We start from the raw sequence: 21453 nt of genomic DNA on the forward strand, positions 1-21453 counted from the left end.
AACCCAAGCCTGAGCGTGTCACGCCTGATCCTGAGGTCAACGCCTCCTTTCGAGCTAGGTCCTATAGCCGGTTACCGGATGAGGCTTTGCTGCAGCACGATGCGAGCCGACAAACCGCCGCCCTGCCGGTTGCGGAGCTCGAGCTCCGCGCCGGTACGATCCAGCGCCCGTTCGACGATGCTGAGGCCCAGGCCGCTGCCGACCGATGTCTTGAAGCGGCCGCGGAAGAAGCGCTCGGTCACGTGCGGCATCTCCTCGTCGGGAATGCCAGGGCCTGTGTCGTTGATCACAATGACGAGGCGGCCGGCCGCCATCTCGCAGGTGCAGGAGACTGTTGCGCCAGGCGGCGAATGGTTGATCGCATTTTCCAGGAGGTTGCGCGCCGCCAGGCGAAACAGGTCCGGATCCATCTCGATCTTCACACCGAAGAGGTGCGGGTCGATGGCGACGTCGACCCGGTGAGCCTGGCCGGCGAGTTCGGTCCGAAGACCTGTCAATATTTCACCGGCATTGAAGGCTCCTGCTGGCTTGGCACTCTCGGAGGCCTCGACGGAGGCGATGTCGAGCAGTTGCCGCACCAGCTTGCCGGTCCGGTCGACCCCGGCGACAATCTGGCCGAGCGCCTTTTCACGGATCTCGCCGTCGTCGCTGGCAAGCGCGACCTGGGCTTGCGTCTTGAGGCCGGCCAGAGGCGTGCGCAGTTCGTGGGCGGCAAAGGCGATGAAGTTCTGTTCGCGCTCGCGGGCACCGGCGACGCGGGCGAAGAGGCCGTTCAGCGATTTCAACACCGGGCTGATTTCGCGCGTCGTGCCCACGTCTTCGATCGCGTGCAGATCCGAAGCCTCGCGCGCGGCGAGATCGCCCGCAAGTTTCCGGAGCGGTGCCAGCCCGCGCCCGACGCTGAGCCAGATCAAGACGGCCAGAAGGGGGATGATCAGCAGCGCCGGTAGCAGCAACCCCTTGACCAGATCGTTGACCAGCCGGTCGCGGATGCGAAGGTTGTCGCCGACGAGGACGCGTACGCCGAGGCTGGCATTCTCGACCGCGAAAACCCGCCAGGTCTCACCGTTGATGACGGTTTCCGAGAAGCCCATCGCATGCGGCGCGAGCGTCGTGTCGGGAGCGCTGTCCGACTTGCCGATCAGCGTGCCGTCCAGCGACCAGATCTGGCAGGAGAGCTGCCGGTCGTAGTGCGGGTGCTCCAGAATCGGAATCTTGATCGCGCTCTGCGCCGGACGGTTGGCGTCACCGTCGCCTTCCTCCTTCATCATGTCTGGGCTGACGATCAGCGAATTCACCATGCGCGCGGCCTCCATCAGCCGCGCGTCGAGCACACGCTCCACCTCGGCGCGCGTGCTGAGGAAGATCCACACCGTCGCTGACAGCCACAGCAGTCCTGTCGTGATCAACAGTATGGCGAAGAGGCGGGTGCGCAGCGACCGCATCAGCCGGCCCCACCCAGCCGATAGCCGATGCCCCTGACGGTTTCGATCAGGCCGGGGCCGAGTTTGTTGCGCAAATGATGGATGTGGACCTCGACGGCGTTGCTTTCGATTTCCTCCTGCCAGCCGTAGAGCCTGTCTTCGAGTTTGGTTTTCGAAAAAATGACGCCGGGATGTGCCATCAGCGTGTGCAGGATCGAATACTCACGCCGCGAGAGCTGCACCGGTTTGCCGGCCTGTTCCACCGATTGCCGGGCGGGATCGAGCCGCAGGCCTGCCCATTCGAGCGCCGCCGTCGCACGGCCGGTAGACCGCCGAGACAGCGCCCGCAACCGTGCGGCCACTTCGTCGAGGTCGAAGGGTTTCCCGAGGTAGTCGTCGGCGCCGGTGTCGAGGCCGGCCACGCGATCGCGAACTGTGTCGCGGGCCGTCAGCAGGAGCACGGGAGTGTCATTCTGGCTGGAGCGCAAGTCCTTGAGGATATCCATGCCGGAACCATCCGGCAGCATCAGATCGAGTACGATCGCGTCGAAGCTGTTGGCGGCGAGTGCCGTCGCCGCCGCGTCGCAGGTGCCGACCGCATCGGTGGTAAATCCGGCCAGCGCCAGGCCGACCTTCAGGCCGTCTCTGAGGATATCGTCGTCTTCGACGATCAGGACTCGCATTGCTATTCCTCACATTTTTGAGAGCGGAACTCTTAAATCGCTCCCTTAAGGCAGCCTTAAGGTAGGACTTCCCTCTGAAGCGGCATTGCAACAATCGAATCGTTGAATGCCCGATATGACCGAACCAAACGAGCCCTCTTCATCCACGGCCGATCACAAGACCGGCATCACGCTCACCCGCCGCAGCCTTGTCGTCGGAGCAGCCTCGCTGTTCGTCACCGGTTGCGCGACCGCGCGTCCGACGCCGGCGGTCGTGCCGGCGGCAACACCCGTCCGCGCCGCGGCCGGGCCGGTCGTGCCGCCGATGTACCACGCGATGCCGGATGAAGAGTTTCCGATCCCCGAGGTGAGGGTCGCCGAGATCGATCCGAAGTTCTGGCGACAGGAGGTGGATTATCCGAGCGGCGAGCGGCCCGGCACGCTCATCGTCGATACGCCGGCGAAGTATCTCTATCATGTGCTGCCCGGCGGGCGGGCGATGCGCTACGGCATCGGCGTCGGCCGCGAGGGTTTCGCGTGGTCCGGGCGGGCGATTGTCGCCTACAAGCGCAAATGGCCGCGGTGGACTCCGCCCGATGAGATGGTCGCGCGCCAGCCGAAGCTCGCGCCCTACAGCATCGCCAATGGCGGCATGCCGCCGGGCATCAAGAACCCGCTCGGCGCCCGTGCGCTCTACATCCACAAGGACGGCAAGGACACGCTCTATCGGATTCACGGTAGTCCCGAGGCGCATTCGATCGGCAAGGCGGTCTCGTCGGGCTGCATTCGCCTGCTCAATCAGGATGTCGTCTATCTCTACGATCAGGTGCGGGACGGTAGCACCATCGTCGTCATTCCGGATCCCACGAAGGGCGATCTGGCCATCGGCTAAGGCAGCCAACAGAGGTGGCGCGGGAATTCTGCAACACTCCGGAAACGAGTGCTCGCAGCGGGCGGCGATCCACGCCAAAGAATGATTATCACCACATTTCGGTCACGGTTCGGCCCAACAGCCTCGGGCCTCTCCTCAGAACATTTCCTACCGAAATCCCCAACCTGGAATAGAATAACGTGTCGATGAATTTGTCCCGCCGCTCGCTGCTCGCGGTGATCGCCAGCTCTGTCTTGAGCGCTTGCACGCAGATCCCGAAACCAGAACCGAAGCCGAAGCTGATCGAGCCGATCGCCGGGGACGGTGGCTCGCCGGAGAAGGCAGCCGATGCCTCGGGCGTGGCGACGAAGACCTTCGACTACGCCAAGGCCTATGCGCCGGTGAAGGACGAGGGCTACGACGTTCCAGGCATCCAGTACGGTGAGATCAAGCCGCAGTTCCTGCGCCAGGAAGTGGCCTATGCCACCAACGAGCCGCCCTATTCGATCGTCGTCGATACCCAGACGATGTTCCTCTACTACGTACTGCCGGGCGGTCGCGCCATCCGCTACGGCGTCGGTCTCGGTGCTGCGGGCCGCGCCTGGAAGGGGCGCGCGGTCGTGCACTGGAAGCGCAAGTGGCCGCGCTGGACGGTGCCGGACGACATGGTAGCGCGCCAGCCGCACCTCAAGAAATACGGCATCGACGCCGGCGGCATGGATCCGGGCCTCGACAATCCGCTCGGCGCGCGCGCCATGTACATTTTCCAGAACGGTCAGGACACGCTCTACCGCATCCACGGCTCGCCGCAGTGGCGCTCGATCGGCAAGAACGCATCCGCCGGCTGCGTGCGCATGCTGCAGCAGGACGCGATCGATCTCTACGATCGCGTCAGAGGTAAGACGCTGCTGCTCGTCTTGTGACGCGCTACGCTTTGGCGTGACCTTCCAGCTATCACCGGACGGCTTGCCTCAGAGCGGTTGAGGCGGCGGAAGTCCGTCCGGTCCCATCTGCATGTAGTCCTGCGGCTGCGGCAGTGGCTGCGAATCCGGAAGTGGCTGGGAGTCCGGAAGTGGCTGTATTTCCGGCATCGGCTGCGATTGCACCATGCCCCCGCCCGTGAGATCGGTGACGACGATCGGCGTGCCGTTTGGCACGCGATTGTAAAGGTCGACCACGTCCTGGTTGATCATGCGCACGCAACCCGAGGATACCGATTTGCCAATGGTCCACCATTCCGGTGAGCCATGGATGCGGTAGAGCGTGTCCTCGCCGTTCTGGAAGATATACATGGCGCGCGCGCCGAGCGGGTTTTTGAGGCCGGGGTCCATGCCGCCGGCCTCGATGCTGAATTGTTGCAGCTCGGGCTGGCGCGCCACCATTTCGTTCGGCGGTTTCCAGCGCGGCCATTCGCGTTTGTACTGGATGACGCCGCGCCCGGCCCAGGCGAAGCCGGCGCGCCCGAGACCGACGCCGTAGCGCATCGCCTGGCCGTTCTCGTAGACCCGATAGAGAAAGTGGTTGCCGACGTCGACGACCAGCGTTCCCGGCCTCTCGCCGGTGGGGTCGGCGACCATCTGGCGATAGAAGCGGGGATCGATCTTCTCGTAGGGAATGGCCGGCAGCGGATAGGGTTCGTTCGGCTTCTCGCCGTACATATCGGCAAGGAAGGCGTTCATCTCGGGGATAGGTTCCGGCGCATAGGAGCGCGTCACCGTCGGCCGCGTCGAGGCACAGCCTGCCAATCCGGCGGCCGCGAGCCCCGCGGAGAGTTGCAGGAAGGTGCGGCGGCGGATCTCTCTTTCAGGCATAGAACCCTCGATTGTCCTGTGTTCGCTTCTGGCGATGCAACCGATCTTTCAGGCCAATTGTGCGTCGCCAGCCGACGAACGATCACAGGCCAGCGTAGGGATCCGCCAGCGCCGCTTCGGGTCGGCTAATAGGATACTTAGTTCCCGAGATCTTCGCTGCCAGCTTTTCGGCGCCGTTTTTCTCAAGGAGCGCCCGGAAGCTCGGATGCATGCCGCCGTCGACATAGGCGTTGAGCGGCGCCGACGTCTGGTTTGCCATCAGGCCCGCGAGCTTCGCGTCCTCCGATTGCAGCTTTGCCACGAGCCCGGCGTCTGGCGCCGTCGCAGCGGCGGGGCAGGCCGCGAGCGGATCGGACGGCTCGCCATCGGCGAATTCGGTGTTGAAGACATAACGGCGACCGCAGGCCGAAACCTTCGGCTGGCGCCTCGTCGTCTGGAAGATGTCGTAGCCCTGCTTAATGTTCTTCCAGAACTCGAAATTCGGATCACCGCGGTGCTTGGCCATGTTTTCGGCGGTCATGCGGAAAGGATAGGCCTGAACCTGGAAGGTGCCCTGGCCGCCGGCAAGCGCGCGCTGGACGACGGAGTAGATCTCGCCGACGCCCTGGTCTGTCAGTGCGTAACAGCCCGACGACGAGCAGGCTCCATGCACCATCAGCGCTTCGCCGGTGTAGCCGAGCGCCGATTCCAGCCGGTTCGGATAGCCCAGATTGAAGGACAGGAAATACTGCGACTTCGGATTCAGCATGCCGGCCGAGACATGGTAGAAACCCTCCGGCGCCTGGCGGTCGCCCACCTTCGTCTTCGGGCCGAGCTTCCCCGACCAGCGGCACATGGGGTAGGTCTTCAGCAGGGCGTATTGGCCCTGCTTGTTCTGTTTCCAGACCTCCAGTTCGCTTTCCTGCTTGAAGATGCGCACCAGAACCGGGCTTTCAGGCTTGCTGCCGTTCTTCGCCATGGCGGCGATCAGCTTGGCCGGGATCGGCGGCGGTTCGCGCACGTCGTCGGCATCGAGCGCCATGCAGCTGGAAAGCGCAAGTGCCAGCGCGCCGATCGCCAGAGCATGCCGCATCCGACGCACCTGCGTGAAAAACTTGCCAGTGGAGGGCGTTTGGGAAGAGGGGCTCTGTATCGTCTCGCGCCGCATGCGGGCTCCTGGCTATGCTGCCGCCGCCCAGCGTCTTGCGTTCGGCGCGGTTACCGACGGCATGCGTTCGACGCACAGCGGGTCGGCTTTAGTTCAGCGATTAAGCGGTGGCAGCCCTGGCTGCAAGCCTTTGTCCTGGGCACTGGCGATCAACAATACTTGAACACGCGCCGCCATAGCTGCCCGCCGATGGGGTCGATGTTGAGACAAGATGGTGAATTTTTTCTCAACGCGGGCGCCGGATTGCCCCAGGCGCGTCAGTCCCGTGGCTCGCTGCCGGGCGCGTAGACGGTCTTCTGCCTGAACGCAAAAACGTTGCCGCAGCGGCAGCGGACCATGTGCTTGGCGGGGTCGGGAGAGGTGCGCTCGGTCGAAAAGCCCTTGGGCATGACGTCGATGAGAAAGCCGCGATTGCCGCCCTTCGCCTTGTCATTTTCAGAGGCTTCGGCGAAACCGGACGCTCCGCATTTCGCGCATTCCAGCTTTCTCGAATAACGATCCCGCGACGCCATCTTCCATCACACCTGATTGCGCTGCCGCGCCGTTCCGTCGAACCCGGACCTACAGGAGCCCGCCTTTCGGTTCAAGCTCGGCCGTTGTCATGACCGTCATTTCTCGCGCTCTATTGGGCGGGATGCATCGAGAAGCCGCAGCGGCATGCGACATCAGGCTTACCGATATCCAGTGACATCGGCCGGCTTGTTTGCCTCCATCACCTCGCGCATATAGCGCCAGCAATCGGGCCGCGAGCCGTCGAGATCGGTGAAACCGTAAACCTGAGCCAGTCCACCGCTCGACAGCGACTGGCCGTTCCAGCGCGCCCTGTCCGGATCGGCCGCCAGCGCCGCGACGGCGCGGCCGACGAAGCGCGGGCTTTCGGAAATGACGAAGTGCGGCTGGACCTTTGCCCCCTCCAGCCAGGTTTCCTCGGTCGCCTGAAAATGCTCCAGCATCATTTCGGAGCGCATCCAGCCGGGCGTGATCGAAACCGAGGTCGCACCGTGCGGCGCCAGATCCTTGGCATGGGCCCAGGCCATGCGGTTGGCCCCCACCTTGGCGAGGTCGTAGAAGGGGGAAATGCGGTAGTGAGTGGCATTGTACTCGGCGGTGCCGTCGGTGACCTCGACGAGCAGCCCGCCCGGCTTCTCTATCATCAGGGGCAGGGCGTAGTGCGCGGTGATCAGGTGGGTGTCGATGCCGAGGCGCAGAAGCCTCAGGCCGTTCTCCAGATTGTGCTCCCAGACGGACTTCTCCCACTCGAACAGGTTTTCTCCGCCCCAGACGTCGTTGACGAGGATATCGAGCCGCCCCTGTTCACGGCGGATGCGCGTGATCAGCGCTGCGACTTCGGCCGGGTGGAGATGATCGACCTGAACGGCAATACCCTTGCCGCCGAGGCTGGTGACGATGTCGGCCGTTTCCTCGATCGTTTCGGGCCGCTTGTATTCGGATTGCTGTTGCCTTGTGGTGCGGCCGGTCACGTAGACGGTGGCGCCGGCGGCGCCGAGTTCCGCGGCGATGCCGCGCCCGCCGCCCCGTGTCGCGCCGGCGACGAGCGCGATTTTTCCTTCGAGCGTCATTGTTTTCCTCCTTGGGGCCGATAGCCGCTGGTGCTCTCTCTTGAATGGGATATATAAATGATTGTTCGGTTATAAATGAGAGTCAAGATGCCACGACCAAAAACGATGCCAGACGAAGAGGTGCTGGTGGCTGCATTTGCGCTGATGCGGGCCGAAGGGCCGGATGGCCTGACTTTCGCGGCGCTCGCCGCAAGGACCGGCCTTTCCGGCGCCACGCTCGTGCAGCGCTTTGAAAACAAAACGAAGTTGATCCAGCGCGCGCTCAACCAGGCCTGGGACGGCCTTGACCGCCAGACGGCGGAGCTGGTGGCGACGGTGCCGAGAACGCCGGAGGGAGCCATCGCGCTGCTCGTCGGCCTGTCCGGCGATTATGGCGCCATCGAATCCTATGCCGACGATCTCCGGATTCTCAGGGAAGACCTGCGGGACCCGCTGCTGCGTGCGCGGGGAGCGAAATGGCGCGACGTGCTTTCCGGCGTGCTCGACGAATGTCTTTCGGGATTGCCCGCCGCTGCCCCTGGACTCGGACTCCTGATGGCATCGCAATGGCAGGGATCGCTGCTCTGGTGGAGTTTCGACCCAGAAGTGCCTGTCGCGGAGTTCGTCGAACAGAGCCTGCGGCGTTTCGTTGAGGCCTTTGCAAGGCAACCGACGGCCTGAGGTCAGCGCCACGGCCTTTCAGTCACCCGGTTGTCAAATCGCCGTGAGATGGCCGTGCAGTGGATGACGGCGGCGGAAGATCGTCTTAGATGCTGTTCCATGTTCAGATTTGCTGCCGTTCTCTTCGCCCGGATCGTCGCCTTGGCACTCGTCGTCCTGACGTTGCTCACCTTGCCGGCGGCTGCCCAGGTGGTGGCGCCGGTTTCGACCTTGCTGGAAGAACTGGCTTCGCGGCAGGAGCTTGAGCCCCTGAAGACCGTGATCGTCGCGCGTGACGGCAAGGTCCTCGCCGAGCGCGGCTATCGCGGCAACCGCGTGACCGACTCGACCAACATCAAGTCGGCGTCAAAATCGATCATCTCGGCGCTGGTCGGCATTGCGATCGACAAGGGATTGCTCGAAGGGCCGGACCAGAAGATCGCGCCGATCCTGAAGACGGACCTGCCGGCTTCGCCTGATCCGCGCATCAACGACATCACCATCGGCAACCTGCTGTCGATGCAGGCCGGGCTTGGCCGGCTGTCGGGGCCGAACTATGGCCGATGGGTCGCGAGCAGCAACTGGGTGCGTACGGCGCTCGCTCAGCCCTTCGACGACGACCCGGGCGGTGAGATGCTCTATTCCACCGCATCGACCCACCTGCTTTCGGCGATCCTGACGAAGGTCAGCGGCAAGTCAACCCTGGCGCTGGCAAGCGACTGGCTGGGGCTACTCGAGGGTTTTCGCATCGGATCCTGGGATCGCGATCCCCAAGGCATCTATCTCGGGGGCAACCAGATGGCGATGAGCGCCCGTTCCCTGCTTGCCTTCGGCGAACTCTACCGCAATGGCGGCCGCGCGACCTCAGGCCAGCAGCTTGTGTCATCAGAATGGATCGCAGCATCCTGGCAGCACCGCACCAATTCGCGTTTCTCCGGGGACGAGTACGGTTACGGCTGGTTCGACCGTCAGATCGCTGGCGAGGAGGTGCACTTCGCCTGGGGCTACGGCGGGCAGATGCTCTACATCGTGCCGAGCCTCGATCTGACCGTGGTGATGACCTCGGCCGAGAGCGGACCGTCAGCCCGCAACGGCTACCGCGATGCTCTACACTTTGTGCTCGGCGAGATCATCACAAGGGTGGAGGCCGCTCCGGAAACGGACGGATGACAAGCCTGCCGTGCCTCATGCCGGCTGGCGCGTGCCCAACAGCTGCCCCACGATATCGGGCAGGCATTCGATCGCGGACGCGTCCTTCAAATCGTCCTGAGACGCCTCGAATTCTGCAAGCTCGATACCGGCGACCTGGTGTCGGGAATTGCCGCGAAAGTCCCGTGCGTGCATATGCAATCGATATGTCGGATTGGATATATCGATTGCATACGAGCGATCGCAATTTGCTGCGTTCGAGGTTGGTGATATTGCTGCACGCGAATTGTCGCACAGGAGCGATCAACCATTGCCGCGCCGCCACAGAGCGCCAAAGTATGCGAAGAATTGAAAGGTAAGACAGTGTTTGCCACGAAGACAATCGAGACCGGCAACAAACCCGAATTCTACCGCGAACTGGCGAGCCAGCTCGGCGGGCTTCTGCATGACGAGCGCGACTTCATCGCCAATGCCGCCAATCTTTCCGCCCTCGTTTTCGATCTGGTGCCGGATCTGAACTGGGCCGGCTTCTATTTCCTACGGCCGAATGACGAACTGGTGCTCGGGCCGTTTCAGGGCAAGGTCGCCTGCGTGCGCATTCCGGTCGGTAAAGGGGTCTGCGGGGCTGCCGCCACGCAACGGCAGACGATGCTGGTGCCCGATGTGCATGCCTTTCCCGGGCATATCGCCTGCGATGCCGGGTCCCGCTCCGAGCTCGTCGTGCCTTTGCTCAAGGATGGCAGAGTGCTCGGCGTGCTCGATCTCGACAGCCCGAGCCCCAACCGTTTTGATGCCGAGGATCAGGCTGGTTTCGAGGTGCTCGCCGCGATTTACGTCGCGGCGAGCGATTTCAGTTAGATCGGTAGCTGGGCGCGCTAGCCTTCAAAACCTTCGATGACGATCTTGCCCTTGGCAGCACCGGTCTCGACGCGCCGGTGCGCTTCGCGCAGGTTTGCGGCATTGATCGGCGACAGCACCTCGGCAAGCGTCGTTTTCAGCCGTCCGGCATCGATCTCGTCGGCGACGAAGGACAGCAGCCGATGCTGCTCGATCATGTCAGGCGTCTGGTGCATCGGGCGTGCGAACATGAATTCCCAATGCAGGCTCGCCGCCTTGGTCTTCATGCCCGCCATCGGCATTGGCACGTCGGTGTTGTCGATCGAAACGATGCCCCCTTGAGGCCGGATCAGCTCTACCGCGTCGTCCCAATGGCGCATGTCGTTGAAGATGGCGATGTGGTCGACATGGGAGAAGCCGAGCGCCCTGACCTGGGCAACCAGCGGCTCGCGGTGGCTGACGACGTGGTCGGCGCCGAGTTCCTTCACCCAGGCGATGGTCTCCGGCCGCGAGGCCGTGGCGATCACGGTAAGTCCGGCGCGCTTGGCAAGCTGGATGCCGATCGAGCCGACGCCGCCGGCGCCGCCGACAATCAGGATCGACTGGCCGCGATCCGCACCGTCCCGGTCGATCCCGAGCCGGTCGAAGAAGGCTTCATAGGCGGTGATCGTCGTCAGCGGCAGGGCGGCTGCCTCGGCGAAGCTTAGCGACTTCGGTTTGCGCCCGACGATGCGTTCGTCGACAAGCTGATACTGCTGGTTCGTGCCGGATCGCGTGAGGTCGCCGGCGTAGTAGACATGGTCGCCGGGCTTAAACAGGGTCACATCGGGGCCGACCGCTTCGACCACGCCGCTGGCATCCCAGCCGAGTACGCGCGGCGTTTCCTCGATCTTGTCCTTCGGCGCGCGCATCTTCACATCCACCGGATTGACGGCGACCGCATGGACGGCCACCAGAATGTCATGCCCCTTGGCTTCCGGCTTCGGCAGGTCGACATCGAGGAAGCACTGCGGGTCGGAAACCGGGAGATAACGGGTGAGGGCGACGGCTTTCATGGCTTGCTCCTTGTCATGGACGAATGGTCTTGGGCTGTGAATTCGGCGGTGACGAAGACGAGTTCGGCGCCGCCGCTATTGGTCAGATCGTGCACGAAGGCGGTCTCCGGCGTCAGGTCGCTAAAGTGGCGCGTGTCGCCGGCGCGGTAGACCACGTCCGTGACCTTTCCGTCGCCCGAGCGCGACCGTGCCGTACCGTCGGTCAGCGCCGTCCAGAAATAGGGCCGGTCGTGGCGATGGGGGCGAAGCGTTTCACCGGGCTTCAGCCGCAGATGCCAGACGCGCAGGCTCTCTTCCTTTAGTACCAGCTCGGTGCCAATGCGATCGTTGACCAAGGCTTCCGCGCGCTCGTGTTCCGTCAATGGCGCGCTCATGCGGCGTCCTCCAGCGCCGGATAGGTAGAATATCCGTCGGTACTGCCGCCGAAAAGCTTGGTTCTGTCGAACGTTGCAAGCGGCAGGCCCTCCTTCAGCCGGCGCGGCAGGTCCGGATTGGCGATGAAGGAGCCCTGACCCTGCGTCGAGGCCAAGGCGCGCCGGGCATAGTAATCGGCCATCAGTGTATTCGGGACGTTGCCCGGCTGGTTGCTGCGCGCCCGCGTCATCGGCGCGAGCGCAATGCGGTTCGGCAGGGTCAACGAGCCGAGGGAGACAGGAGAAAAGAGTGTTGTCGGTATGGGGCGGTCCTTTTACGGGCGAAACGTCGGAGCGGGCGTTTGCGTCAGTTGATGAGCGCGCCGCCTTCGATGTCGATGACGGATCCGGTGGCGAATGGATTGTCGATGGCAAAGAGGTAGCCACGGGCGATGTCCTCTGGCTTCCCGTACCGGCCGGCGGGCAAAGTCGCTGCGGCGCGATCGAACATGGCCTCGCGGGCGTCGCCGGCCATGCCGGCATAGGCCTCGGTCTGCGTCAGTCCGGGGCTGACGACATTGACGCGCAGCGGCGCCAGTTCCCTGGCCAGGATCTTCGCCACGGCCTCGAGAGCGGCATTCATCGCGGTCTTGACGAAGGTGCCGGGAACAGTCCGGCGGGCGAGAAAACCTGAGGTGAAGGTGATCGTGCCGCCTGGACGTATATACCTGGCCGCTTCGCGGGCGAGCACGATCGAGCCCCAGAACTTGACGTCGAAGGCGGCCTTGGCGGCATCCAGGTCGATATCGGCAACCTTGCCGCCGGGGGCCGAAGAACCGGCCGTGACGACCAGATGGTCGATCGGCCCGAGCTTGCGGAAGTAGGCGGCAACGGAAGCGGCGTCGGCGATATCGAGGCCGGTGGCGCGGCTGGCGATCTCGACCCGGCCGGGACGCTGGGTCAGCGCCTTGGCAACGGCGGCGCCGATGCCGCTCGTGCCGCCGATGACGACGGAAACGGTATTGTCATTGAATGTCATGGTCATTCTCATGCTCCAGGGGAATGTGGGGGAACGGGTTCGGAAAAGACGGCTTCAAGCAACGGACCGCCGGGCGTGCGTAGAAACAGCCGGCGCTCGCCGATGTCGGCAAGGTCCATGGTCGAGTAGGGAATGGCGAGCCGGTCGAGCCTGGCCCGGAAGGCTGCGTAGTTGTCGAGCCGGAAGCCGACGTGATCGATAGCCTCGGCGGCCCGGTCGAAACCGCTGCCTTGGCTGCCGATGATGTGCACGATCGGTTTGCCGTCGGCGTAGAGCCAGTAGCCCGGGATGCGCCGGATCGCCGCCGGGCGCTCGCCGACGGTCAGGTCGAAGACCGTCTCGAAGAACGCGCGCGTGCCCGCGATGTCGCCTGTGCGGATGGTCACGTGGTCGAGATGCATGCCGCGTCTCCTTTCGGGAAGGAATTTAGCTCTTGCGGCGCATCCGGATAATTGGCTTATTTCCAAAAGTATATTTCGGAAGAGGCGAAAAATGTTGCTCGACAATCTGGCTCTGTTCCTTTTGATCGTCGAAAAGGGCGGGCTTTCCGCCGCAGGTCGCGAAAAGGGCCTGTCGCCGGCCTCTGTTTCCGAGCGGTTGGCGGCGCTTGAAGCCCACTACGGTGCTGCCCTTCTGAAACGCACGACGCGCGCAATCAGCCTGACGGAGGAGGGGCGCCTGCTGGTCGATGGTGCCCGCCGGCTGCTGGCGGAGGCCGACGAACTCGAGAGCGGAATTCGCTCGGGCGCCCGCATGATCTCCGGTCCGATCCGGCTCAGCGCGCCGGAGGACATGGGTAGACGCTACGTCGTACCGATCCTCGACCGCTTCCTTGCCGAGCACCCCGACGTGACGGTGGATCTCAACCTTACCGATGGCTACGTCGATCTGGTCGGGCAGGGCATGGATTTCGCCATCCGCCACGGCGTGCTTGCCGACAGTACGCTCCGGTCGCGCTCGCTCGGCGAAAACCGTCGGGTCGCCTGCGCCGCACCCGCCTATCTGGAGGCCAGGGGCCGACCGGAGCATCCGGACGATCTTTCCCGTCACGACTGCATCATCATGCGCTTCGGCTCCAATCTCGACAGGGAGTGGGCTTTTCAGGTCGATGGCAAGCCGCACAAGGTCATGGTGCGCGGCAGGCGCGTCGCCAATGACGGCGGGGTGGTTGGGGAATGGTGCCGCGCGGGGCACGGCATCGCGCTCAAATCCGTCTGGGACATTGCCGAGGACCTGGCGTCCGGTGCCCTTGTCGAACTCCTGAAGGATTTCTCTATAGGTGGGACGGGATTGCAGATCGTCTATCCGCCGCTCACCGTCCAGCCGCGCCGGGTGCGACTGCTGATAGACCGCATCGCCTCGGAGCTGAGTTCCATCGAGAGTGTTTTGCCGAGCAAGGGACAAACCTGAAGCCGCCAATCAGGGTCGCGCCCGTACCAGACGCCGTGGCCTTCGCGCAACAGTCCTTTTCCAATAGACGGCGCGGCCGGTCTGACGCAGTTTCGGTTCGTCATGCCGCACGTCAGTGCATTGCAGCACACCTCCGCTTCACTTATGAAACATGAGTAACGTATTCAAGATAAGCGGCAGCGATCGAGCCGTACGTTCAGGATGATGGTGCGACAGCCGCACGCTGGAGAGGCAGATTGATGACCGATGCGATGGTGCGGGGGCTTCACGAGCGGGAAGAGGGCAGGATCCGTCGCTTCTTCAGCCGCCGCCTCAGAAACCGCGAGGACGCCGTCGACGCCACCCAGGAGACCTTCGTGCGCATGCTGGAGGCATCGCGCTCGACGCTGATCGAGAACCCGCAGGCCTACCTGTTCCAGGTCGCTCGCTCGGTCGCGCGGGTCGCGTCCGAGCGAGCAGCGCGGGAGCGAGCGATGTTCGTCAAGGACAGCGAAGGCCTGGAGCATGCGGAGGACAGACCGATCCAGGATCGCATCGTCAACGCCCGCCAGTGCCTGCTGATCATGGCGCGCACCATCCAGGGCCTTCCGAACCGCTGCCAGCAGGTCTTCATCCTCAGCCGCCTGCACGGCTTGAGCAACGGCGCGATCGCCGATGAGCTCGGCATCTCGAGAAACATGGTCGAAAAGCATATCATTCGAGCGCTGCTCGAATGCCGGAAGATGCGCGCCGAGATTATTTTCTGAGCGAACGTCAGGTCAAACCGTTCTTTCAACTCTAAGATGATTGAGGCGATTCCCTTGGAGGGTTCGCTTGACGGCATTTTCAGTTCGACCGGAAGACGCGCATGAACGGCAATCGCCAGACCATCGATGACAGCGTTCTGGAAGCGGCGGCGACGTGGGTTGCGAAGTTGCAGTCCGACGACGCGACGGCCGCCGACCGTGCGGCGTTCGAGCTCTGGATTTGCGCACATCCCGATCACCGGATGGCCTATGAAGAATTGCGGGCGCTCTGGAGCGATCTCGGAGACGTGCCGATCCCCAGCGAGCGCCTCGGTGAATTGCACGCCCAACGCCGCCGTCGGGTCGGCGGTTTCGTCGGGCTCTGTCTTGCAGCGGGTTTCGCCATGCTCTCGCTCGCGGATGACTTGCCTTTGCCCCTCCTCGCGCCAGATAGCGTGGCAAACGGTGACGGAGACGAGATCATGTCTGAGACCAGCAAGACGGCGTTGGTCCGAATCCTCGGGCGGGTACAAGGCGTTAGCTTCAGGGTTTGGGCCCGTGACGAGGCGCAGAAGCTCGGTCTCGTCGGATGGGTTCGAAACGAAGCCGATGGCTCGGTCGCCGCTCTGATCAGCGGCCCGGAGGAGGCAATCACCCTCATGCTCGAGCGCCTGCATGAAGGGCCCCCGGCCGCGTGGGTTTCGAAGGTCGTTGCCGAGTTCGTCGAAGCGCCGGAAGGCGTCAGCGGCTTTCGGATCACCAGATAGGCATTCGTGCCTCTAGTGATGCTGCCTAATACAGGTTGAGCTTCAGTTCTCCTGCCGCATTAGAGCGTGCGCGGCTGTCGCAATGGGCACAGCCCTGCGGCGATCGTGCGGGATATCAATGTTGCGCTTCGAGACTGCTCGTTCTCTGCTCGCGGCCATAGGCACGGAGAAACGTCATGACCGCCTTATGGGCGCTGACTTCCAGTTCCGCTTCGCTCGGGGCCTCGCCGAAAAGCCCGCCCATCTGCAAGTCTGCCTTGATCAGCGCGATGAACTGCCGGGCGGCGAGGTCGAAGTCATCGATGTCGAGCGGTGCTGAGTGGGCGAGCCGGGCAAAGAGTGCGGCCAGCGCCCTGTCGGTCTTGCCCGGTCCCTGTTCGCGCCAGAACTGGAAAAGATGCGGATAGCGGTTGCCCTCCGTCGCGATCAGCTTCTGGATGAACTTGGCATCCTGATTGCAGATGCAGTTCTTGTTGAGGCGGACGGCGAAGGCGACAAGTTCGTCTTCGAGATTGTCGGCGGTTTCAGGGAAGGTCGCGAGGATCGAAAAGAGCACGCCATTGGCGCGATCCATAATGTCCTGGATCACCGCCATGAACAGCGTCTCTTTTTCGCGGTAATGGTTGTAGATGGTCTGGCGCGACACGCCGGCTTCGGCGGCGATCTCGTCGATGGCCGCGCCGGAAAAGCCCTCCCGGCAGAACACCTCGGCTGCCGCCTCCAGGATCGAGACGCGTTTCGCCAGCTGTCCTTTTTGCACGCGGGGGTCCGGCGAGGCGAAGTCATGTTTTTTCATAGAGCGAAGATAGAGCCCATTGACGATTTAGACAATGCTGTCTAATTTTACAGCTGTGTCCAAATTAATGGACTAAGTAGTCAGCGCAGGATGCGTCTCCCAAACGTTCGATCCTGGCACGACCGTCATCTTTCGAGTTTCAATCCTGGCGGCAGCAATGCTGGCCTCGTGCCGGAGCGTTGTCGCCATTTCTGAAAGATCATTGCCATGACAGCGTCCTTCCTTCGCACGGCCATCGTCCTCGGTCTGATTTCGGCGATCGGTCCCTTCGCAATCGACATGTATCTGCCTGCCTTGCCGTCGATCGGCAAAGACCTGGCTGCTGAAACCGGCGTCGTGCAGCTCAGTCTGCTCTCGTTCTTCATTTCCTTTGCCATTTCGCAGCTCCTCTACGGACCGCTTTCCGATATCTGGGGACGCAAGGCGCCGCTCTATCTCGGCATCGGCCTCTTCACCGTTGCCAGCGTCGGCTGCGCGCTCGCAACCGACATCGAAACCCTGATCGCCTTCCGCTTTTTGCAGGGCATTGGCGGCGCTGCCGGCATGGTCATTCCAAGGGCCGTCGTCCGCGACATGCACACCGGCGTTCAGGCGGCGCGGCTGATGTCGCTCTTGATGCTCGTCTTCAGCATTTCGCCGATCCTGGCGCCACTGGCCGGCAGCGCGGTGATCCAGTTCTACGGCTGGCGCGGCGTATTCTATGCGGTGATGATCGCCGCCTTCATCGGGCTGATCCTGCTGTCGACGCAATTGCAGGAGACCCGGCCCAAAAAGGACCGCGCCGATAGCAGCCTGGGGAGCGCACTCGCCGCCTACCGCCTGCTGCTCAGAGATCGCAACTTCCTGACGCTCACCTTCATCGGCGGGCTCGGGATCTCCGGGTTCCTGGTCTATCTCGCCAACTCGCCCTTCGTGCTGATCGACCATTACGGGCTGACGCCAACGCAATACAGCATTGCCTTTTCGATGAATGCCGTTTCGTTCTTCGCGGTGTCGCAGGCGACCGGCTGGCTTGGCGAGCGTTTCGGCCTGGTGCGGGTGATGCACCTCGCCGTCGCCGCCTTTGCGCTCACCATGACCAGCATGTTCATCGTCATGAGCCTCGGCTTCAACCAGTTGCCCGTCATGGCCGCCTTCCTGTTCGTCGGCTACGGTGTGCTCGGCCTGGTGATCCCGACATCGGCGGTGCTGGCCCTCGAGGACCACGGCGAAATCGCCGGCACCGCATCGGCACTGATGGGCACGCTGCATTTCGTCACCGCCGCCGTCGCGATGGTTGTCGCAAGCTTCTTCTTCGACGGAACCGCCCTGCCGATGGCCGGAGCCATCGCGGCTTGCGCGCTTGCCGCCTTCCTGCTGACGCAGGCAACGATCGGCCGCAGCCGGGTGGTCGCGGCGGAATAACGAACCCCTTTGATGCGCGGAGCCGCCCAAAGACATCATGTCCTCGGGCGGTTCTTCATGTTCCCGCAGGTGCCTGGGGTTCCTCAGAAATCCCAGTCCTCGTCTTCGGTCGCGACCGCCTTGCCGATGACGTAGGAGGAGCCGGAACCGGAGAAGAAGTCGTGGTTCTCGTCGGCGTTTGGCGACAGCGCGGAGAGAATGGCCGGATTGACCTTGCAGGCCTCAGCCGGGAACAGCGCCTCGTAGCCGAGGTTCATCAGCGCCTTGTTGGCGTTGTAGTGCAGGAACTTCTTCACGTCCTCGGTAAGCCCGACGCCGTCATAAAGGGCTTCCGTGTATTTCGCCTCGTTGTCGTAGAGTTCGAGCAGCAGGTCGAAGGCGAAGTCCTTGATTTCCTGCCGGCGTTCCTCGGTCAGCCTCTCCAGGCCGCGCTGGAACTTGTAGCCGATATAGAAGCCGTGCACCGCCTCGTCACGGATGATCAGCCGGATCATATCGGCGGTGTTCGTGAGCTTGGCGCGGCTCGACCAGTACATCGGCAGATAGAAACCGGAATAGAACAGGAAACTTTCGAGGAAGACGCTGGCGACCTTCTTCTTGAGCGGATCGGCGGAGGCATACTGCTCCATGATCAGCGCCGACTTCTTCTGCAGGAACTCGTTTTCCTCCGACCAGCGGTACGCATCGTCGACATCGGGCGTCGGGCACAGCGTCGAGAAGATCGAGGAATAGGAGCGCGCGTGCACCGCTTCCATGAAGGAGATGTTGGAAAGCACCGCCTCCTCGTGCGGAGTGATGGCATCCTCCATCAGCTTGACAGCGCCGACGCCGTTCTGGATCGTGTCGAGCAGCGTGAGGCCGGTGAAGACGCGGATGGTGAGCTTCTGCTCCTCCGGCTTCAGGGTCGCCCAGGAGGGGATGTCGTTGGAGAGCGGCACCTTCTCCGGCAGCCAGAAATTGCCGGTAAGCCGGTTCCAGACCTCCAGATCCTTGTCGTCCTCGATGCGGTTCCAGTTGATGGCGCGGATGCGGTTTGCTGGCTTGGTGTGCATGTTCATTTCGTTGTCCTCTCGGGCGTGGACGCCCCTCATCCGCCTGCCGGCACCTTCTCCCCGCTTGCGGGGAGAAGGTGTATGCCGCGCCATCTCGCATAATCTGGGCCGTCAGTGTGGCAGGTACCCTCTCCCCGCAGGCGGGGAGAGGGTTAGGGTGAGGGGCACTTAATGGGAACGCGGCGCTACAACGCGCAGGAAACGCAGCCTTGGACCTGCGTGCCCTCAAGCGCCATCTGGCGAAGGCGGATGTAGTAGATGGTCTTGATGCCCTTCTTCCAGGCGTGGATTTGCGCGCGGTTGATGTCGCGCGTCGTCGCCGTGTCGCGGAAGAACAGGGTCAGCGACAGGCCCTGATCGACATGCTGGGTCGCAGCCGCATAGGTGTCGATGATCTTCTCCGGCCCGATCTCGTAGGCGTCCTGGTAATATTCGAGGTTGTCGTTGGTCATGAAGGCGGCCGGATAGTAGACGCGGCCAATCTTGCCTTCCTTGCGGATCTCGATCTTCGAGACGATCGGGTGGATAGAGGAGGTCGAGTGGTTGATGTAGGAGATCGAGCCCGTCGGCGGCACCGCCTGGAGGTTCTGGTTGTAGAGGCCCCCTTGCGTGACCGCCTGTTTCAGTTCCAGCCAATCGTCCTGCGTCGGGATGCGGATGCCGGCCGCTTCGAACAGGCCCTTCACCTTCTCCGTCGCCGGCAGCCATTCGGCTTCGGTGTATTTGTCGAAATATTCGCCTGACGCGTATTTCGAGTTCTCGAAGCCCTTGAAGGTCACGCCCTTCTCGACCGCCAGCCGGTTGGATGCGCGGATGGCGTGATAGGTCACCGTGTAGAAATAGATGTTGGTGAAATCGATGCCTTCCTCGGAGCCGTAGAAGACGCGCTCGCGGGCGAGGTAGCCGTGCAGGTTCATCTGGCCAAGGCCGATCGCGTGGCTGTCGTCATTGCCCTTCTCGATCGAAGGCACGGAAGAGATGTGGCTCATTTCGGAGACGGCGGTGAGCGCGCGGATCGAGGTCTCGATCGTCTGGCCGAAATCCGGACTGTCCATCGCCGCGGCAATGTTCAGCGAGCCGAGATTACAAGAGATATCCTTGCCCATCTTTGCGTAGGAGAGGTCGTCGTTGAATTCGCTCGCCTCGCTCACCTGCAGGATTTCCGAGCAGAGGTTGCTCATGGTGATGCGCCCGGCGATCGGGTTCGCCCGGTTCACCGTGTCCTCGAACATGATGTAGGGGTATCCGCTCTCGAACTGGATTTCGGCAATGATCTGGAAGAAATCGCGCGCCTTGATCTTCCGCTTGCGGATACGAGCTTCCTCGACCATCTCGCGGTACTTCTCCGTCACCGAAATTTCGGTCAGCGGCACGCCGTAGACGCGCTCCACGTCATAGGGCGAGAACAGATACATGTCCTCGTTGTTGCGGGCGAGCTCGAAGGTGATGTCCGGGATGACGACGCCGAGCGACAGCGTCTTGATACGGATCTTCTCGTCGGCATTTTCCCGCTTGGTATCGAGGAAGCGCATGATATCCGGGTGGTGGGCGTGGAGATAGACAGCACCTGCTCCCTGGCGGGCGCCAAGCTGGTTGGCATAGGAGAAGCTGTCTTCCAAGAGCTTCATCACCGGGATGATGCCGGAGGACTGGTTTTCGATCTGCTTGATCGGTGCGCCCATCTCTCTGATGTTGGTGAGCGACAGCGCCACGCCGCCGCCGCGCTTGGAGAGCTGCAACGCGGAATTAATCGCGCGGCCGATGCTTTCCATATTGTCCTCGACCCTAAGCAAGAAGCAGGAGACGAGCTCGCCGCGTTGCTTTTTGCCGGCATTGAGGAAGGTCGGCGTCGCCGGCTGGAAACGGCCGGAAATGATCTCGTCGACGAGATCGCGGGCAAGCTGTTCGTTGCCGCGCGCCAGCGTCATCGCCACCATACAGACGCGGTCTTCGTAGCGCTCCAGGTAGCGCTTTCCGTCAAAGGTCTTCAGCGTATAGGACGTGTAGTATTTGAACGCGCCGAGGAAAGTCGGGAAGCGGAACTTCTTCCCATAAGCGTGGTCGTAGAGATCGCGCACGAAGTTGAAGGAATACTGATCCAGCACCTGCTGTTCATAGTAGCCCTCGGTCACCAGATAATCGAGCTTCTCCCTGAGGTTATGGAAGAAGACGGTGTTCTGGTTGACGTGCTGGAGGAAGTACTGCTTCGCCGCCAGCCGGTCCTTGTCGAGCTGGATCCGTCCCTCTTCATCATAGAGGTTCAGCATCGCGTTCAGCGCATGATAGTCGAGCGCCGGTTCCGTCGCCTTCAGGGGGCGTTCGAGTGTTGAGACGTCCAAAATCGTTCCATCCCGTTTCTGACATTGGCGACGTCCTCCTCGGTTCCGAGCAGCTCGAACCGGTAGAGGTAGGGCACCCGGCACTTGGCCGCGATGACGTCGCCGGCGATCCCGTAGGTCGCGCCGAAATTGCTGTTGCCCGCAGCAATGACGCCGCGGATGTGAGAGCGGTTGCCCGCATCGTTGAGGAAGCGGATGACCTGTTTCGGCACGGCACCCCGGCCGTCGTCGCCGCAATAGGTGGGCACGACCAACACGAAGGGCTCGGAAACCGTAAGCGAAGCCTTACTTTCCTTGAGCGGAATACGCGCTGCGCGAAGGCCGAGCTTTTCGACGAAGCGATGGGTGTTTTCCGAGCGGCTGGAAAAATAGACGATCAGGCCCACCGCCTGT

General features: G+C 62.8%; 24 protein-coding genes and 1 pseudogene. 10 read left to right on the top strand and 15 right to left on the bottom strand.

Annotation, left to right across the window (positions count from 1 at the left end; genetic code table 11):
• Window positions 1-71: 71 nt before the first annotated feature.
• Both ACTJKM_RS09715 and ACTJKM_RS09720 read right to left on the bottom strand, forming a co-directional pair.
• The gene (locus tag ACTJKM_RS09715; RefSeq protein WP_440660259.1) at window positions 72-1445 is read right to left on the bottom strand and encodes an ATP-binding protein; all 1374 of its coding nucleotides are present in this window, start codon (window positions 1443-1445) and stop codon (window positions 72-74) included.
• Complete coding sequence (locus ACTJKM_RS09720; RefSeq protein WP_057251842.1) at window positions 1445-2107, bottom strand: response regulator; 663 nt, start codon at window positions 2105-2107, stop codon at window positions 1445-1447. Before ACTJKM_RS09720 ends, ACTJKM_RS09715 begins: the two co-directional genes overlap by 1 nt.
• A gap of 115 nt (window positions 2108-2222) precedes the next feature.
• On the opposite strand from ACTJKM_RS09720, the gene ACTJKM_RS09725 reads away from it, so the two are divergent.
• Window positions 2223-2978, top strand: coding sequence for a L,D-transpeptidase (locus tag ACTJKM_RS09725; RefSeq protein WP_440660261.1), 756 nt, complete (start codon window positions 2223-2225; stop codon window positions 2976-2978).
• 185 nt (window positions 2979-3163) lie between these two features.
• Window positions 3164-3880, top strand: a complete 717-nt coding sequence (locus ACTJKM_RS09730) for a L,D-transpeptidase (RefSeq protein WP_440660262.1) — start codon at window positions 3164-3166, stop codon at window positions 3878-3880.
• Window positions 3881-3928: 48 nt separating this feature from the next.
• On the opposite strand, the gene ACTJKM_RS09735 is transcribed toward ACTJKM_RS09730, so the two are convergent.
• The 4 genes from ACTJKM_RS09735 to ACTJKM_RS09750 form a co-directional block, all read right to left on the bottom strand.
• Window positions 3929-4768 carry a L,D-transpeptidase family protein gene (locus ACTJKM_RS09735; RefSeq protein ID WP_440660264.1) on the bottom strand — a complete coding sequence of 280 codons (840 nt, stop codon included), beginning with the start codon at window positions 4766-4768 and terminating at the stop codon, window positions 3929-3931.
• 82 nt (window positions 4769-4850) lie between these two features.
• Window positions 4851-5840 (bottom strand): L,D-transpeptidase family protein, encoded by a 990-nt coding sequence (locus tag ACTJKM_RS09740; protein WP_113511482.1) that lies wholly within the window; start codon window positions 5838-5840, stop codon window positions 4851-4853.
• Window positions 5841-6172: 332 nt separating this feature from the next.
• On the bottom strand, window positions 6173-6427 hold the full coding sequence (locus ACTJKM_RS09745) for a hypothetical protein (RefSeq protein ID WP_057251839.1): 255 nt from the start codon (window positions 6425-6427) through the stop codon (window positions 6173-6175).
• Window positions 6428-6586: 159 nt separating this feature from the next.
• Window positions 6587-7495 (bottom strand): SDR family oxidoreductase, encoded by a 909-nt coding sequence (locus ACTJKM_RS09750; RefSeq protein ID WP_058329757.1) that lies wholly within the window; start codon window positions 7493-7495, stop codon window positions 6587-6589.
• A gap of 87 nt (window positions 7496-7582) precedes the next feature.
• Between ACTJKM_RS09750 and ACTJKM_RS09755 the strand changes: the two genes are divergently transcribed.
• The 3 genes from ACTJKM_RS09755 (at window position 7583) to ACTJKM_RS09765 (ending at window position 10141) form a co-directional block, all read left to right on the top strand.
• Window positions 7583-8155, top strand: coding sequence for a TetR/AcrR family transcriptional regulator (locus tag ACTJKM_RS09755; protein ID WP_058329758.1), 573 nt, complete (start codon window positions 7583-7585; stop codon window positions 8153-8155).
• Between the two features lie 99 nt (window positions 8156-8254).
• A complete protein-coding gene (locus ACTJKM_RS09760; protein ID WP_440635617.1) occupies window positions 8255-9304 on the top strand; it encodes a serine hydrolase domain-containing protein in 1050 nt (349 codons plus the stop codon).
• Between the two features lie 342 nt (window positions 9305-9646).
• Entirely contained in the window at window positions 9647-10141 is a 495-nt protein-coding gene (locus ACTJKM_RS09765) for a GAF domain-containing protein (protein ID WP_058329760.1), read from the top strand.
• Between the two features lie 17 nt (window positions 10142-10158).
• On the opposite strand, the gene ACTJKM_RS09770 is transcribed toward ACTJKM_RS09765, so the two are convergent.
• The 5 genes from ACTJKM_RS09770 to ACTJKM_RS09790 are packed head-to-tail and all read right to left on the bottom strand — an operon-like array spanning window position 10159 to window position 12968.
• Window positions 10159-11175, bottom strand: a complete 1017-nt coding sequence (locus ACTJKM_RS09770) for a zinc-binding alcohol dehydrogenase family protein (RefSeq protein WP_440635621.1) — start codon at window positions 11173-11175, stop codon at window positions 10159-10161.
• Complete coding sequence (locus ACTJKM_RS09775; RefSeq protein WP_058329762.1) at window positions 11172-11549, bottom strand: hypothetical protein; 378 nt, start codon at window positions 11547-11549, stop codon at window positions 11172-11174. Before ACTJKM_RS09775 ends, ACTJKM_RS09770 begins: the two co-directional genes overlap by 4 nt.
• Window positions 11546-11851, bottom strand: coding sequence for an oxidoreductase (locus ACTJKM_RS09780; RefSeq protein WP_440660305.1), 306 nt, complete (start codon window positions 11849-11851; stop codon window positions 11546-11548). Before ACTJKM_RS09780 ends, ACTJKM_RS09775 begins: the two co-directional genes overlap by 4 nt.
• A gap of 44 nt (window positions 11852-11895) precedes the next feature.
• Window positions 11896-12573 carry an SDR family oxidoreductase gene (locus tag ACTJKM_RS09785; protein WP_440660265.1) on the bottom strand — a complete coding sequence of 226 codons (678 nt, stop codon included), beginning with the start codon at window positions 12571-12573 and terminating at the stop codon, window positions 11896-11898.
• A gap of 2 nt (window positions 12574-12575) precedes the next feature.
• Complete coding sequence (locus ACTJKM_RS09790; protein WP_058329764.1) at window positions 12576-12968, bottom strand: hypothetical protein; 393 nt, start codon at window positions 12966-12968, stop codon at window positions 12576-12578.
• Window positions 12969-13059: 91 nt separating this feature from the next.
• Between ACTJKM_RS09790 and ACTJKM_RS09795 the strand changes: the two genes are divergently transcribed.
• The 4 genes and pseudogenes from ACTJKM_RS09795 (at window position 13060) to ACTJKM_RS09810 (ending at window position 15469) form a co-directional block, all read left to right on the top strand.
• Window positions 13060-13977, top strand: a complete 918-nt coding sequence (locus tag ACTJKM_RS09795) for a LysR substrate-binding domain-containing protein (RefSeq protein ID WP_440660267.1) — start codon at window positions 13060-13062, stop codon at window positions 13975-13977.
• Between the two features lie 239 nt (window positions 13978-14216).
• Window positions 14217-14723: an RNA polymerase sigma factor gene (locus ACTJKM_RS09800; protein ID WP_058329766.1), complete on the top strand. Its 507-nt coding sequence runs from the start codon at window positions 14217-14219 to the stop codon at window positions 14721-14723.
• A 101-nt stretch (window positions 14724-14824) separates the two neighbouring features.
• Window positions 14825-14980, top strand: a pseudogene (locus tag ACTJKM_RS09805) (FecR/PupR family sigma factor regulator); the annotation flags it as partial.
• A gap of 204 nt (window positions 14981-15184) precedes the next feature.
• Window positions 15185-15469, top strand: coding sequence for an acylphosphatase (locus ACTJKM_RS09810; protein WP_058322980.1), 285 nt, complete (start codon window positions 15185-15187; stop codon window positions 15467-15469).
• Window positions 15470-15584: 115 nt separating this feature from the next.
• On the opposite strand, the gene ACTJKM_RS09815 is transcribed toward ACTJKM_RS09810, so the two are convergent.
• Entirely contained in the window at window positions 15585-16265 is a 681-nt protein-coding gene (locus ACTJKM_RS09815) for a TetR/AcrR family transcriptional regulator C-terminal domain-containing protein (protein WP_058329767.1), read from the bottom strand.
• Window positions 16266-16472: 207 nt separating this feature from the next.
• Here ACTJKM_RS09815 and ACTJKM_RS09820 point away from each other — a divergent pair, with 207 nt between their 5' ends.
• Window positions 16473-17669, top strand: coding sequence for a multidrug effflux MFS transporter (locus ACTJKM_RS09820; RefSeq protein WP_440660269.1), 1197 nt, complete (start codon window positions 16473-16475; stop codon window positions 17667-17669).
• 83 nt (window positions 17670-17752) lie between these two features.
• Here the strand turns inward: ACTJKM_RS09820 and nrdF are convergent, their stop codons facing one another.
• The 3 genes from nrdF to nrdI all read right to left on the bottom strand — a co-directional run bounded on the left by nrdF (window position 17753) and on the right by nrdI (window position 21446).
• Window positions 17753-18727, bottom strand: coding sequence for a class 1b ribonucleoside-diphosphate reductase subunit beta (gene nrdF, locus ACTJKM_RS09825; protein ID WP_058329769.1), 975 nt, complete (start codon window positions 18725-18727; stop codon window positions 17753-17755).
• Window positions 18728-18906: 179 nt separating this feature from the next.
• Window positions 18907-21060, bottom strand: a complete 2154-nt coding sequence (nrdE, locus tag ACTJKM_RS09830; protein ID WP_440660272.1) for a class 1b ribonucleoside-diphosphate reductase subunit alpha — start codon at window positions 21058-21060, stop codon at window positions 18907-18909.
• On the bottom strand, window positions 21030-21446 hold the full coding sequence (gene nrdI / locus ACTJKM_RS09835; RefSeq protein ID WP_058322887.1) for a class Ib ribonucleoside-diphosphate reductase assembly flavoprotein NrdI: 417 nt from the start codon (window positions 21444-21446) through the stop codon (window positions 21030-21032). The genes nrdE and nrdI overlap by 31 nt, the downstream gene beginning before the upstream one ends.
• Between the last annotated feature and the right edge of the window lie 7 nt (window positions 21447-21453).

Origin of the sequence: Ensifer sp. 22460 (genome assembly GCF_052044935.1) — a bacterium.
GTDB lineage: Bacteria > Pseudomonadota > Alphaproteobacteria > Rhizobiales > Rhizobiaceae > Ensifer.